Origin of the sequence: Microvirga thermotolerans (assembly GCF_009363855.1) — a bacterium.
Classification (GTDB): domain Bacteria; phylum Pseudomonadota; class Alphaproteobacteria; order Rhizobiales; family Beijerinckiaceae; genus Microvirga; species Microvirga thermotolerans.
The window spans coordinates 1,064,755-1,078,858 of record NZ_CP045423.1 but is presented as its reverse complement, the minus strand read 5'-3'; the positions used below and the strand labels follow the sequence as shown (position 1 = coordinate 1,078,858).

Annotated in this window: 11 protein-coding genes; 5 read left to right on the top strand and 6 right to left on the bottom strand. The window is 68.5% G+C overall.

All coding sequences use genetic code 11. From position 1 onward, the window contains the following. Positions 1 to 2: 2 nt before the first annotated feature. The 5 genes from paaD to GDR74_RS04950 all read right to left on the bottom strand — a co-directional run bounded on the left by paaD (position 3) and on the right by GDR74_RS04950 (position 3,680). Positions 3 to 518: a 1,2-phenylacetyl-CoA epoxidase subunit PaaD gene (paaD, locus tag GDR74_RS04970; RefSeq protein WP_152585262.1), complete on the bottom strand. Its 516-nt coding sequence runs from the start codon at positions 516 to 518 to the stop codon at positions 3 to 5. A gap of 13 nt (positions 519 to 531) precedes the next feature. Then, positions 532 to 1,290 (bottom strand): 1,2-phenylacetyl-CoA epoxidase subunit PaaC, encoded by a 759-nt coding sequence (gene paaC, locus GDR74_RS04965; RefSeq protein ID WP_152585261.1) that lies wholly within the window; start codon positions 1,288 to 1,290, stop codon positions 532 to 534. Next, complete coding sequence (paaB, locus tag GDR74_RS04960; RefSeq protein ID WP_152585260.1) at positions 1,290 to 1,583, bottom strand: 1,2-phenylacetyl-CoA epoxidase subunit PaaB; 294 nt, start codon at positions 1,581 to 1,583, stop codon at positions 1,290 to 1,292. The genes paaC and paaB overlap by 1 nt, the downstream gene beginning before the upstream one ends. 14 nt (positions 1,584 to 1,597) lie before the next feature. Continuing rightward, positions 1,598 to 2,593 (bottom strand): 1,2-phenylacetyl-CoA epoxidase subunit PaaA, encoded by a 996-nt coding sequence (gene paaA / locus GDR74_RS04955; RefSeq protein WP_152585259.1) that lies wholly within the window; start codon positions 2,591 to 2,593, stop codon positions 1,598 to 1,600. Positions 2,594 to 2,783: 190 nt separating this feature from the next. After that, positions 2,784 to 3,680 (bottom strand): PaaX family transcriptional regulator C-terminal domain-containing protein, encoded by an 897-nt coding sequence (locus tag GDR74_RS04950; protein WP_152585258.1) that lies wholly within the window; start codon positions 3,678 to 3,680, stop codon positions 2,784 to 2,786. Positions 3,681 to 3,889: 209 nt separating this feature from the next. On the opposite strand from GDR74_RS04950, the gene paaZ reads away from it, so the two are divergent. Genes paaZ through GDR74_RS04930 form a run of 4 tightly spaced genes read left to right on the top strand, consistent with a single transcriptional unit; the run spans position 3,890 to position 9,739 of the window. Beyond that, positions 3,890 to 5,917, top strand: a complete 2,028-nt coding sequence (gene paaZ / locus GDR74_RS04945; RefSeq protein WP_152585257.1) for a phenylacetic acid degradation bifunctional protein PaaZ — start codon at positions 3,890 to 3,892, stop codon at positions 5,915 to 5,917. Then, complete coding sequence (locus GDR74_RS04940; protein WP_152585256.1) at positions 5,914 to 8,016, top strand: 3-hydroxyacyl-CoA dehydrogenase NAD-binding domain-containing protein; 2,103 nt, start codon at positions 5,914 to 5,916, stop codon at positions 8,014 to 8,016. Before paaZ ends, GDR74_RS04940 begins: the two co-directional genes overlap by 4 nt. Before the next feature lie 26 nt (positions 8,017 to 8,042). Continuing rightward, positions 8,043 to 9,245: a 3-oxoadipyl-CoA thiolase gene (gene pcaF, locus GDR74_RS04935; protein WP_152585255.1), complete on the top strand. Its 1,203-nt coding sequence runs from the start codon at positions 8,043 to 8,045 to the stop codon at positions 9,243 to 9,245. A gap of 50 nt (positions 9,246 to 9,295) precedes the next feature. Beyond that, the gene (locus tag GDR74_RS04930; protein WP_152585254.1) at positions 9,296 to 9,739 is read left to right on the top strand and encodes a PaaI family thioesterase; all 444 of its coding nucleotides are present in this window, start codon (positions 9,296 to 9,298) and stop codon (positions 9,737 to 9,739) included. An 86-nt stretch (positions 9,740 to 9,825) separates the two neighbouring features. Here GDR74_RS04930 and GDR74_RS04925 read toward each other — a convergent pair whose 3' ends face one another. Next, the gene (locus GDR74_RS04925) at positions 9,826 to 10,281 is read right to left on the bottom strand and encodes an Lrp/AsnC family transcriptional regulator (RefSeq protein WP_152585253.1); all 456 of its coding nucleotides are present in this window, start codon (positions 10,279 to 10,281) and stop codon (positions 9,826 to 9,828) included. Positions 10,282 to 10,455: 174 nt separating this feature from the next. Here GDR74_RS04925 and GDR74_RS04920 point away from each other — a divergent pair, with 174 nt between their 5' ends. After that, complete coding sequence (locus GDR74_RS04920; RefSeq protein ID WP_246179879.1) at positions 10,456 to 13,935, top strand: indolepyruvate ferredoxin oxidoreductase family protein; 3,480 nt, start codon at positions 10,456 to 10,458, stop codon at positions 13,933 to 13,935. Positions 13,936 to 14,104: the final 169 nt, after the last annotated feature.

Here is a 14,104-nt window from a genome sequence, read left to right as displayed (position 1 = left end):
GTTCAAATGCACTTGAAGTAGTCGAAGGGTTCGAGGCAGTCGCGGCACTGGTACTGCGCCTTGCAAGGCGTCGAGCCGAACTCGCTCACACGGAAGGTATTCTCCGAGCTGCAGCGCGGACACTTGATCGCCGGCGGCGCGCTGCGCAGGAACCGGTCGAGCGGCGAAGGATCCCGGGCCTTCTCCGCCGGCGGCGCGATGCCGTAGGCCTCGAGCTTGCGCCTGCCCTCTTCCGTGATCCAGTCCGTCGTCCAGGGCGGCGACAGCCGGCGCTCGATCTTCAGGCGGTCGATGCCGCGGGCTCTGAGGGCCACCTCGATGTCCAGCGCGATCACGCTCGTGGCGGGACAGCCCGAATATGTCGGCGTGATCGCCACCACCAGTTCGTCGTCCATCCACCGGATGTCGCGGACGATGCCGAGGTCCATGACCGACACGGCCGGCACCTCCGGGTCGGGTACCTCCCCGAGCCAGTTCCGGACCTGGTCGAGGCTGGGCCGCGTCAGGGCAGTCGTCATGGGCGAAGCCTCCTCACCATGTGGCGTTGGGATAGGCCCTCTGGAGGAACTGCAGGTCGGCCAGAATGTAGCCGAGATGCTCGGAGTGAATGCCCTTCTTCCCGCCCCGCTGCGTCCAGCCGGGCTGCGGCAGGGTCAGGGTCGCCTCCTCGGCGGTGGCTCGCATGAGGCCGAGCCAAGGCTCGTGCAGGGTCGAGACGTCCGGCCCGATGCCGGCGCCGACCATCGCCCGGTCGACCTCGTCCGGCTCGAACAGCTCGCCCGTGTACATCCACAGGTCGTCGAGGGCCGTCTGCATGCGGCGGTGGCTCTCCTCGGTGCCGTCGCCGAGCCTGATCACCCATTCGCGGCTCCGTTCGAGGTGGTAGGTCACCTCCTTCAGCGCCTTCGCGGCGATTTCGGCAATGCGCCCGTCGCGCGATGTCGTGAGGCCCTGGAGGAGCAGGTAGTGCCAGGCGTCGAAATAGAGCTGCCGCACCATGGTGACGGCGAAGTCGCCGTTCGGCTGCTCGACCAGCAGCACGTTGCGGAACTCGCGGGTATCGCGAAGATAGGCGAGCTTGTCGGCATCTCGCCCCTTCCCCTCCACCGTGCCGGCCAGGTTCAGCCAGAGCTGGGTCTGCCCGATGAGGTCGAGGGCCACGTTCGCCAGAGCCAGATCCTCCTCGAGGGCTGGCGCATGCCCGCACCATTCCGACAGGCGATGCCCGAGGATGAGGGCATTGTCGCCGAGGCGCAGGAGATACTCGAAGAGGGCTTCCTGCTCGTTCATCACATATGCCCCAGCTCTTCCGGGATCTCGTAGAAGGTCGGGTGCCGGTAGACCTTGCTGTTGGCCGGCTCGAACAGCGGTCCCTTCTCGCTCGGCGAACTGGCCGCGATGTCGGACGCCCTGACCACCCAGATGCTCACGCCCTCGTTGCGGCGCGTGTAGACGTCGCGGGCGTTCATGATCGCCATCTCGGCATCGGGAGCGTGCAGGCTGCCCACATGGCGGTGCGCGAGACCGTGCTGGCTGCGGATGAAGACCTCCCAGAGAGGCCATTCCTTCTTCTTGTCGCTCATCGTCGTCCTCCCGCTCACGCAGCCTTCGCCTGGGTCCGCGCGGCCTTCTTGGCCGCATAGGCCTCGGCGGCGTCGCGCACCCAGCGGCCCTCCTCGTAGGCCTTCACCCTGGTCCGCAGGCGCTGGCGGTTGCAGGGGCCGTTGCCGCCGATCACCTGGTAGAACTCCTCCCAGTCGATCTCGCCGAAATCGTAGTGGCCGCGCTCGGCGTTCCACTTGAGGTCGGGATCGGGAACGGTGAGACCGAGGTACTCGGCCTGCGGCACCGTCTGGTCGACGAATTTCTGGCGCAGTTCGTCGTTGGAGTTGATCTTGATCTTCCACTTCATCGACTGGGCGCTGTGCACCGAGTTCGCGTCGGAGGGGCCGAACATCATCAGCGACGGCCACCACCAGCGGTTCAGGGCGTCCTGGGCCATCTGCTTCTGCTCGGGGGTGCCGCGCGCGAGCTTCATCATGATGTCGTAGCCCTGGCGCTGGTGGAAGCTCTCCTCCTTGCAGATGCGGATCATGGCCCGGGAATAGGGCCCGTAGGAGCAGCGCTGCAGCGGCACCTGGTTCATGATCGCCGCGCCGTCCACGAGCCAGCCGATGGCGCCGATATCGGCCCAGGTCAGGGTCGGATAGTTGAAGATGCTGGAATATTTCGCCTTGCCGCTGTTGAGCTGCTCCATCAGCTCGTCACGGGAGACGCCGAGGGTCTCGGCGGCGCAGTAGAGATAGAGGCCGTGCCCGGCCTCGTCCTGCACCTTGGCGAGCAGGATGGCCTTGCGCTCGAGAGTCGGCGCCCGGGTGATCCAGTTGCCCTCCGGCTGCATGCCGATGATCTCGGAGTGGGCGTGCTGGGAGATCTGCCGGATCAGGGTCTTGCGGTACGCCTCCGGCATCCACTCCTTCGGCTCGATCTTGATGTCCGCGTCGATGCGATCCTGGAAGGCGCGCTCCTCCGGGGACATCTCGTCCCGGGACTGGACGTGGGCGACGCCCGTTTTCACCATCTGCGCATACATGGCGCTCCTCCTCGACCTCGCTGCCTCGTCTCCGACCCTGGAACCCGCTCCTGGCGCAGCCGCTTCGACGCCTGGAGAAGCGGCGCCGGTGCCGAATGGGCGAGCGGCATGCCACGCTCGCCGGGTCGAGCCGTTTCCCCTAATATGTCACAAAAAGTGAGGAGTTCAACAATTTTTTGTAACGTATCGGCTAGGCAACGCCGGCTTCGACACCGAGTCGGACCCCCGCGAAGCGGCGGGCGAACCCCGGCTCCGCCGCCGGCAGGGGCCCTCTGTCGTTTTGGGCATGGGTGTCGATCCACCGTTCGGAAGCGGGCAGGAGCGTCTTGTAGATCCTGCCGCACAGCTCCCTTGCCGCCGCCCCGGCCCAGGGCTTCGGCAAAAGCTGTGGCGGCAGCAGCGGATCCTTCAACACGGCGCGCCGGTAGTCGTGGATCAGGAGGATGCGCACCAGGAGAGCCTGAAGGTCGGTGAAGGCGGCGCCCTTCTCGAGGGCGTCGAGGGTCCCCGAATAGGTGGCGATGAAGCGCTTGTAGCGCCCCTCGATCTCTTCCAGGGGCCAGGCGCGCTCCACCAGGCGCCGGGCGGTGGGAAGATCGGCGGGGGTGGCCGAGAGGCGCAGGAACGGCCCTTCGCCGCCCGGCGAGGCCGTTGCGGAGATGAGCAGGTCCGGTCCGAGGGTGCCGTAGCCTGCCTCCGAAAGCCCCGCCCGCAGCGCACTCCTGTCCTGGGTGTTCTCCAGCAGGAGGAGGTCGAAGGCACCGTGCCAGCCCTGGGGCGGATCGGCATAGATCCGCCGCGTGGCCTGGGCGAAGGCCTCGCGTCCCATCGCGGTCAACTGGTAGTAGCTGTTGCGGCCGACCTTCCACCGTTCGAACCAGCCGTCGCCGACGAGACGGGACAGCGCCGTCCGGACGAGGGTGTCGCTGATGCGGAAGGCGCGCATGATTTCATGCAGCGAGCCGAGCGACAGGACGCCGCCGCGCGGGACCACCGCGTCGCCGAAGACCGTCACGATCAGAGAGCCCGCCCGGATCGGCGTCCGCTCATGGAACCTGTCGAGGAGCGCTTCAACAAACGCGGCCATCCAACCAACTCCGGATCACTCGCCTCGGGCGGGCCCGTTACGCTCCCGCCTCCGTCCGGGAGCTTATCCCCTGCCGCCCGCCGGACGCCAAGTCCCTGTCGCGGCCGTCCCGGCTGGAAATTCCTTGACTAACCGGCCGGTCGGTCAATAATGCGTACAATCGTGCGCCGCCGCTGCGCGAGCTGCACCGGACATTCCAGGGTGGTCAGATGAGACTTGAGAGCTTCGTCCGCGGACGTTGGATCGCACCGGGCCAGGAGCTGGCCGAAATCCGCAGCGCGGTTACCGGCGACGTGGTCGCCGAGGTCGCCGGCGGCGGACTGGACATGGGGGAGGTGCTGGCCTATGCCCGGCAGGTCGGCGGCCCGAACCTGCGGCGCCTGACCTTCCATCAGCGTGCCGAGCTACTGAAGCGCCTCGCTCTCCATCTCACGGAGCGCAAGGAGCAGCTCTACAAGCTCTCCTACCAGACCGGCACCACGCGCTCGGACAACTTCATCGACGTCGACGGCGGCATCGGCACGCTCTTCGTCTATGCCTCGAAGGGCCGGCGCGAGCTGCCCAACGCGACCTTCCTGCTGGACGGGAACGTGGAATCCCTGTCGAAGGGCGGCACCTTCGTCGGCCAGCACGTGATGTCGTCGCTGCACGGCGTCGCCGTCCACATCAACGCCTTCAACTTCCCGTGCTGGGGCATGCTGGAGAAGCTCGCCCCCGCGATCCTCGCCGGCGTGCCGGTGGTCACGAAGCCCGCCACCATCACATCCTACGTGGCGCATGCGCTGGTGCGGATGATCGACGAGTCGCGCATCCTCCCAGACGGCGCGCTCCAGTGCATCGTCGGCCCTACGGGCGACCTCTTCGACCATCTCACCTGCCAGGACGTGGTATCCTTCACCGGCTCCGCCGACACGGCCCAGAAGCTCCAGCGCCACCCGGTCATTGCACGGGAATCGGTTCGCTTCATCGCCGAGCGCGATTCGCTGAATGCCGCGATTCTCGCGCCCGATGCCGGTCCGGGAACCCCGGAATTCGACCTCTTCATCAAGGAGGTCGCGAAGGAGATGACGGTGAAGGCGGGGCAGAAGTGCACCGCCATCCGCCGCGCCATCGCGCCGAACGCGCATGTTCCCGCCGTCATCGAGGCCCTGCGCGAGCGCCTGTCCAAGGTCACGGTCGGCCATCCGGAGCTGGAGAGCGTCCGCATGGGTCCCGTCGTCGGCCTCGGCCAGCGCCGGGATGTCCTCGCCCAGGTCGCAAAGCTGCGCGCGGAGGCCGACATCGTGGTGGGCGATCCCGAGAACTTCACGGTGGAGGGCGCGGACCGCGAGCGCGGCGCCTTCATTCCCCCTCTCCTGCTGCACTGCCCCGATCCGATCCGTGCCGTCAGCGTGCACAGCGTCGAGGCCTTCGGGCCGGTCTGCACGGTGATGGGCTATGACGGGCTCGATCAGGCCGTGACCCTCGCGAATCGCGGCGACGGTAGCCTCGTCGCGTCCCTCTACACCTACGACGCCGCCACGGCGGCGGACCTCGTGTTCGGCGTCGGCGCCTTCCATGGACGTCTGGTGCTGATCGACCGGGACTGCGGCAGGGAGCAGACCGGCCACGGCTCGCCGATGCCGCACATGGTTCACGGTGGACCGGGCCGCGCGGGCGGCGGCGAGGAGCTCGGAGGCATGCGCGGCGTCCACCACTACATGCAGCGCACGGCGCTGCAGGGCTCGCCCGCGATGCTCTCGCGCGTGACGCAAAGCTGGATCAAGGGCGCGCCGGCCATCCAGAAGGATCGGCATCCGTTCCGCTACCACTTCGAGGATCTGGAGATCGGCCAGACCTTCGTGTCCAGGGAGCGCACGGTCACCCTGGAGGACATCGAGCACTTCGCCCACTTCACGGGCGACACCTTCTATGCGCATATGAGCGAGGAAGCGACCAAGGACCACCCGTTCTTCCCGGGGCGCGTGGCTCACGGTTATCTTCTCCTGTCCTTCGCGGCCGGCCTCTTCGTCGATCCCGATCCGGGTCCCGTGCTGGCCAATTACGGCCTCGATTCCTTGCGCTTCATCAAGCCCGTGCAACCGGGCGAGACGATCAAGGTCAGGCTGACCGTAAAGGCGAAGTCCCCGCGCAACGCGCAGTACGGCGAGGTGCGCTGGGACGTGGAGATCATGACCGACAAGGGAGAGACGGTCGCGACCTATGAACTCCTCACCATGAACGCGGTGAAGCCATGACCCTTTCCACGCCCCTCACCTCGACATCCTGCACGGACGGGCCGGTCCGGCTCGTCGCGACGGCGCCCGTTGCCCTGATCGAGATCGACAATCCGCCGGTCAACGCGACCTCTCAGGCCGTAAGGGCCGGTTTGCTGGACGCGATCCAGGAGATCGAGCGCAACCCGCAGATCCAGGCCGCCGTCATCGCCTGCGCCGGGCGAACCTTCGTGGCCGGCGCCGACATCCGCGAGTTCGGGCAGCCGCCGCGCGAACCGCATCTGCCGGACGTAGTCAACGCCATCGAAGCCTGCTCCAAGCCGGTCGTCGCGGCCGTTCAGGGCACCGCGCTCGGCGGCGGCTGCGAGATTGCGCTCGCCTGTCACGGCCGGGTGCTCGATCCCGGCGCACAGTTCGGCCTGCCCGAGGTGAAGCTCGGGCTGGTGCCCGGGGCCGGCGGTACGCAGCGGCTTCCCCGGCTGGTCGGCCTGGAGGCCGCCATGGACCTCGTGTCGAGCGGCCGGAGCGTGAAGGCCGACGAAGCCCTGCGGCTCGGCCTGGCGGACCGCATCTCCGGCGACGACCTGCGCGGCGACGCCATGGCCTTCGCGCGTGAGCTCGTGGGCCGTCCGCTGCGGCGGCTGGGCGAATTGTCGGCTGCAGGGATGGATCCCGAGGCCGCCGCGAGGAAGGTTGCCGACATCCGCCGGAAGGCCAGAGGCGCCGAAGCCCCCGGGCGTGCGGCGGAATTGGTGCTTCTCGCGGCGGAGCTGCCGCTTGCGGAGGGCATGGCGCGCGAGCGGGAAACCTTCCTGGAGCTTCGCTCCTCCGACCAGGCGGCCGCCCTGCGCCACGCCTTCTTCGCCGAGCGCGAGGTGACGCGCGTTCCGGGCATCGAGGGCGTCGAGCCGCGCCCCGTGCAAAAGATCGGCATCGTCGGTGCCGGCACCATGGGCTCGGGCATCGCCGTTGCCTTCGCGGATGCGGGTTTCGACGTCAAGGTGGTCGAGACCGACGCGCAGGCGCTCGCGGCCGGTCGGGCCCGCATCGCCGACGTCTACGAAAGGCAGGTGGCAAGCGGCAGGCTCGCGGAGGCCGTGCGCGACGAGCGCCTGACGGCCGTCAGCTACGATGTCGGCCTCGCCGGTCTGGCGGACCGCGACCTCGTCATCGAGGCCGTGTTCGAGGACATGGAGGTGAAGCGCACCCTCTTCCGCGACCTCGACCGGATCGTCAGGCCAGGGGCGGTACTCGCGACGAATACCAGCTATCTCGACGTGGGCGCGATCGCCCAGGCCACGTCCCGACCGGCCGACGTGGTGGGGCTGCACTTCTTCAGCCCCGCCAACGTGATGAAGCTGGTCGAGATCGTGCGGACCGACGCGACGGCCGCCGACGTGGTCGCGACGGGGCTCGCCGTCGCCAAGCGCCTGCGCAAGATCCCCGTCGTCTGCCGGGTCTGCGAGGGCTTCGTGGGCAATCGAATCCTCACGCGCTACCGCCAGCAGGCCGAGTACCTGCTCGAAGAGGGCGCGCTGCCGCACGAGGTGGACGCCGCCATGGAGGCCTTCGGTTTTCCGATGGGTCCGTTCGCGGTATCGGACCTCGCCGGCCTCGACATCTCCTGGGCGAGGCGCAAGCGGCTCGCGCCGACCCGCGACCCGCGGGAGCGCTATGTCGACGTTGCAGACCGGCTGTGCGAGGCGGGCCGCTTCGGCCGCAAGACCGGAGCCGGCTGGTATCGCTACGAGGGCGGCAGGCGCGAGCCCGACCCCTTCGTCACGGAGCTGATCGAGGACGCCTCGCGCCGCCGCGGGCTGACCCGGCACCCCGTTTCGGTGGAGGAAATCCAGGCCCGCATCCGCGCCGCCATCGTCAACGAGGCCTGCAAGATCCTCGACGAGCGCATCGTCGAGCGGCCCCTCGACATCGACGTGGTGATGATGCACGGATACGGCTACCCCGCCTGGCGCGGCGGGCCGCTGTTCGAGGCGGACCGCGTCGGCCTGAAGGCCATTCTCGACAAGGTGAACGAACGCGCCGGCCGGGACGGGCCCGGCTGGGAGCCTGCGGAAGGGCTCGTGAGCCGCGCCGCCTCCGGCGGCCGCTTCTATTCCTGATCCGACAATGTAAGGAGCCTGAGACCATGCCCCATGCCTATCTGGTCGATGGAGTGCGCACCCCCATCGGACGTTATGCCGGGAGCCTCGCTGCCGTGCGGCCGGACGACCTGGGCGCGCACGTCATCCGCGAGCTCCTGAAGAAGCTGCCCTCGGTCCAGCCGGAGGCCATCGACGAGGTGATCCTCGGCTGCGCCAACCAGGCCGGCGAGGACAACCGCAACGTGGCCCGCATGTCGGCGCTCCTGGCAGGTCTTCCGACGAGCGTGCCCGGCACCACGATCAACCGCCTCTGCGGCTCGGGGCTCGATGCCATCGGCGCCGCCGCGCGGGCGATCAAGGCCGGCGAGATCGACCTCGCCATCGCCGGCGGAACGGAATCGATGACCCGCGCTCCGCTCGTCATGGGCAAGGCGACGGAAGCCTTCTCCCGCTCGGCCGAGATCCACGACACGACCATCGGCTGGCGGTTCGTCAATCCGGTCCTGAAGGCGCAGTACGGCATCGACTCCATGCCGGAGACCGCGGAGAACGTCGCCGAGGAATTCCAGATCGCCCGCGAGGACCAGGACGCCTTCGCGCTGCGCAGCCAGGCGCGCGCCGCGGCCGCCCAGCGGAACGGCCGCCTCGCCCAGGAAATCGCGCCGGTCTCGGTCCCGCAGCGCAAGGGCGATCCCGTCGTGGTCGAGCGGGACGAGCACCCGCGGGAGACGAGCCTGGACAAGCTCGCCGCCCTTCCCACCCCCTTCCGGAAGGGGGGGTCGGTCACGGCCGGCAACGCCTCCGGCGTCAACGACGGCGCCGCGGCGGTGCTGATCGCGTCGGAGGCTGCGGTCGAGCGCTTCGGGCTCCGCCCCCTCGCCCGCATCACGGGGCTCGCGACGGCTGGCGTCGAGCCGCGCATCATGGGCATCGGCCCCGTTCCGGCGACCCGCAAGCTGCTCGACCGGCAGGGCCTGAGGATCTCCGACCTGGACCTGATCGAGCTGAACGAGGCCTTCGCCGCCCAGGCCCTCGCCTGCCTGCGTCAGCTCGGGATCGCCGACGACGCGGAGCACGTCAATCCGAACGGCGGCGCGATCGCGCTCGGTCATCCGCTCGGCATGTCCGGCGCCCGCCTGGCCCTGACGGCTGCCATCGAGATGGGGCACCGCCAGGCCAAGCGCGCCCTGGCGACCATGTGCATCGGCGTTGGCCAGGGGATTGCCATGTCGCTCGAAGCGGTGTGAGGATCGTCCGCAACCCCTTCCTTCCCATCCAACCTGCGAGAACCAGACCGATGACCCTCGGGGCAACGATCGCCACCTTCGACAAAGCCGCGGCCGAGGAGATGCTGACCGGCGTCTTCGCCCGCTGGATCCAGGATCTCGATCTCTCCATCGAGCGCCTGGAGGCGAACGGCGCGGTCCTGCGCATGCCGTTCTCGGAAAAGCTCTGTCGCGACAACGGCGTCGTGTGCGGGCAGGCGCTCATGAGCCTTGCGGACACCGCCATGGTCTTCGCCGTGTCGGCGGCGGCCGGTGCCTACAAGCCGATGACGACGGTGGACCAGACCATGCACTTCCTCCGCCCCGCCGCCAATGCGGACGTTCTCGCCGAGGCCCGGGTCGTCCGCCTCGGCCGCACCATGGCGTTCGGCAGCGTGACCCTCACGTCCGACGGCGACGAGCGCCCGGTTGCACTGGCGCAGATCGCCTACGCGATCCTGCCCGAGAGCAAGTGAGCGGGCGCAGGGCGGACCGGTCGCCCGGGGTGGCGCCCTGATCCAAGCTTCGTCTGCCCCTCCGGGCGGGAGGGGCAGGGCGCCTTTCAGAACGGCAGCGCGACGCTGGTCTTGATTTCCTTCAGGATGACGTTGGTCCGGACGTAGCGGATGCCGGGGAGCCGGAACATGAAGTCGTCGAGGAAGTGGTTGTAGGCCCTCATGTCCCGCACCACCACGCGCAGGTGGTAATCGGCATCGCCCGTCGTCGCGAAGCACTCCAGCACCTCGGCCCGCGCCGTCACCTGCGAGACGAACTCGTCCACGAATTTCGCGTCGTGCCGCTCGAGCGAGACATGCAGGATCGCCGAGGTGGCGAACCCGGCCTTCTCCCGATCCACCAGGGCGGAATAGCCCTTGATGACCCCGGCCTGCTCCAGGGCGCGCACCCGGCGCCAGCAGGCGGAGGTGGACATGCCCACATCCTCCGCCAGCTGCTGGTTGGTGGCGCGTCCGTCCTTCTGCAGCTGCGCCAGGATGTGCTCGTCCTGCTTCTCGATCATGATCCCCTCCGCTCTTGAAAGGTTCTGCCAGCAGGACGCACTTTCTGCAAGGATTTGCCGCCTTCTACCCACGCGGAGGAAGGAATAGGAAACACCTACCAGGCGTTCGGGGTTATTCTTGAGGGAGCCGGACGACGGCGCAGCTCGCTTCGGGACCGCCCCATGGAACGCCGCATGCCACTCGACGCCTACGAGCTCTCCGACCGCTACGACCGCCAGGAAGGCCGCGTCTTCCTGACCGGCACGCAGGCCATCGCCCGCATCGCGCTCGACCAGGCGAGACGGGATCGGGCCGCCGGCCTCGACACGGCCGGGTTCATCTCCGGCTATCGCGGTTCGCCCCTCGGCGGGGTCGATCTCGAACTCTGGCGCATCCGGGACCGGCTGAAGGCGCACCGGATCGAGTTCATGCCGGCCGTGAACGAGGATCTCGCGGCAACGGCGGTGCTGGGCTCGCAGCAGGTGGAGACCCACCCCGACCGGCAGGTGCAGGGCGTGTTCGGCCTCTGGTACGGCAAGGGGCCCGGCGTCGACCGCTCCGGCGACGCGCTGAAGCACGGCAACGCCTATGGGTCCTCCCCCCACGGGGGCGTGCTGGTGGTCGCGGGCGACGACCATGGCTGCGTCTCGTCCTCGATGCCCCACCAGTCGGACGTGGCCTTCATGAGCTGGTTCATGCCGACCCTGCATCCGGCGGGGGTCGGCGAATATCTCGAATTCGGCGAGTACGGGTATGCGCTCAGCCGCTTCTCCGGCATGTGGGTCGGCTTCAAGGCCGTTTCGGAGATCGTGGAATCGGGCGTCTCCGTCGATCTGCGCGCCCCGCGCATGTTCCGCCAGCCGGACTTCACGCCGCCGCCGGGGGGCCTGCATTACCGCTGGCCGGACCTGCCGGGCCCCCAGATCGAGGAGCGCATGGAGGCGAAGAAGCATGCCGTCTACGCCTTCGCCAAGGCCAATCCCATCGACCGGCGCATCTACGACATCCCCTGGGCCACCTACGGCATCGTCACCACCGGCAAGGCCCATCTCGACCTGATGGAGGCCCTGCGCCTCCTCGGCCTCGACGAGGACGCCTGCCGCCGGCACGGCATCGACATCTACAAGGTCGGCATGGTGTGGCCGCTCCCGCTCCACGATGCGATGGAGTTCGTGAAGGGCAAGCGCGAGATCCTCGTGGTCGAGGAGAAGCGCGGCATCATCGAGAGCCAGTTCAAGGAGTACTTCTACGACTATCCGGGCTCGAAGCCCGAGCGCATGGTCGGCAAGCACGACGAGGAGGGCAACCGGCTGATTCCGTGGACGGGCGAATTGTCGCCGGGCTTCCTCGCCGGCGTCCTCGCCAGGCGCCTCGGCCCGATCTTCCCGGACCTGAACCTCGCCGAGCGGGCCGCGGCCCTTGCGCCCGACCCGGAGCGCGTGATCTCCGTGCCGGGAGCGACCCGCACGCCCTATTTCTGCTCCGGCTGCCCGCACAACACCTCGACCAAGGTGCCCGAGGGCTCCAAGGCGCTCGCCGGCATCGGCTGCCATTTCATGGCGAGCTGGATGGACCGGGAGACCTCCTCGCTGATCCAGATGGGCGGCGAGGGCGTCAATTGGGCGGCCTCGTCGAAATTCACGGGTCGCGGCCACATCTTCCAGAACCTCGGCGAGGGCACCTATTACCATTCCGGCTCGATGGCGATCCGGCAGGCGATCGCGGCGGGCGCCAACATCACCTACAAGATCCTGTTCAACGATGCCGTCGCCATGACCGGCGGGCAGCCGGTGGACGGGCCGGTCAGCGTCTACGTCATCGCCCACAGCGTGCGGGCCGAGGGCGTCTCGCGCATCGCGCTGGTCTCGGACGCCCCTTCCAAATTTGCGCCCGCGGATCTGCCCGAGGGCATCACGATCCATCCGCGGGAAGAGCTGGATGCGGTGCAGAAGGAACTGCGGGAGGTGCCGGGCGTCTCGGTGCTGATCTACGAGCAGACTTGCGCCACCGAAAAGCGGCGCCGGCGCAAGCGCGGACAGATGGAGGATCCCGCCCGCTTCGCCTATATCAACGATCTCGTGTGCGAGGGCTGCGGCGACTGCTCGGTGGAATCGAACTGCCTCAGCGTGGAGCCGAAGGAGACCCCGTTCGGCCGCAAGCGCAAGATCAATCTCTCGACCTGCAACAAGGATTTCTCCTGCCTGAACGGCTTCTGCCCCAGCTTCGTCACGGTGGAAGGGGCCCGGCGCCGGGCGAAGGCCGGCTCGGGGATCGATGCCGTCGCCAAGGCTGCCTCTCTGCCGACGCCCAACTTCCCCAGCCTCGACGAGCCGTTCGATCTCCTGGTGACGGGCGTCGGCGGAACGGGCGTCGTCACGGTCGGGGCGCTGATCAGCATGGGGGCGCATCTGGAAGGCCGTGGCGTCTCGGTGCTGGACTTCACGGGCTTCGCGCAGAAGTTCGGTCCGGTCCTGAGCTATGTCCGCCTCGCGAAACGGCCGGCCATGCTCAATCAGGTCCGCATCGACCAAGGCGCAGCGGATGCGCTCATCGGCTGCGATCTGGTGGTCTCCTCCTCGCCGAAGGCCTCGGGAACCTATCGGGCGGGCATGAAGGCCGTCGTCAACACGGCCGAGATGCCGACCGGGGACGTGGTGCGTTTCCGCGACGCGGACCTCGCCAGCGCGCTGCGCCTGCGCGCCATCGAGCGGGCGATCGGCGCCGGCAATCTTGCGACCCTCGAGGCCAACGCGACGGCGGAGGCCCTCCTCGGCGACACCGTGTACGCCAACGTGATGATGCTGGGCTTCGCCTGGCAGCAGGGTCTCGTTCCGGTCTCGCTGGAGGCCCTGTTGCGGGCCATGGAGCTCAACGGCGTCTCGGTCGAGCGCAACAAGCAGGCCTTCGCCTGGGGGCGGATCGCCAGCGTCGATCCGGAATTCGTCCGACGGGCAACCGGCCGTGCGCCGGAAGCGCCCGAGACGCTGGATCAGGCGATCGCCCGCCGGGTCGCCTTCCTCACCGACTATCAGGATGCCGCCTATGCGGCGCGCTACAAGTCGAAGGTCGACCGGGTCCGCGCGGCCGAGTCCGCTCTCGGCTCGGAAGCCGTGACCGACGCGGTGGCCCGCTCGCTCTTCAAGCTCATGGCCTACAAGGACGAATACGAGGTCGCCCGTCTCCACATGGAGACCGGCTTCCTCGACGAGCTGCGGCGCGAGTTCGAAGGCGACTTCAAGGTGGTCTACCACATGGCGCCGCCTTTCCTGGCGGCGCAGAAGGACGCGCGGGGCCGCCCGAGAAAGCGCGCCTTCGGCCCGTGGCTCCAGCTTCCTCTCCGGATCCTGGCGCGGATGAAATTCCTCCGCGGCACCGCCTTCGACCCGTTCGGCCGCACCGCCGAGCGCCGGACGGAGCGCGCCCTGATCGGCTGGTACGAGGAGCAGATCGACCGCATCGTCGCCCATCTCGAGGCAGGTCGGCTTCCCGACCTGCTGGCGATCGCCCGGGCACCGATGGACATCCGCGGCTACGGGCCCGTCAAGGAGGCGGCCATCGAGAAGGTCAAGGCGGACGTCGAGCGCCTGTCCGCTCGCCTGACGGCCGAACCGCCGCCCGGGCCCGCCCGCGGCCACGGCAACCGGTCCATGCACGAGGACCAGCCGGCCGCATGATGCGCCTGAGACGCCGACCGCTCCATTCGCCTTCCTCCCGAGGAGCTGCCACGAGGCGGAGACTCGAAGGATGATCCCCTGCCCTCTGGGGACGTCCCGGCTTCGAGATACTGCGCTCCTCACCATGGGTCCTTCGGAACCCGTCGCTTGCTGCGCTCTTAGATCGCTC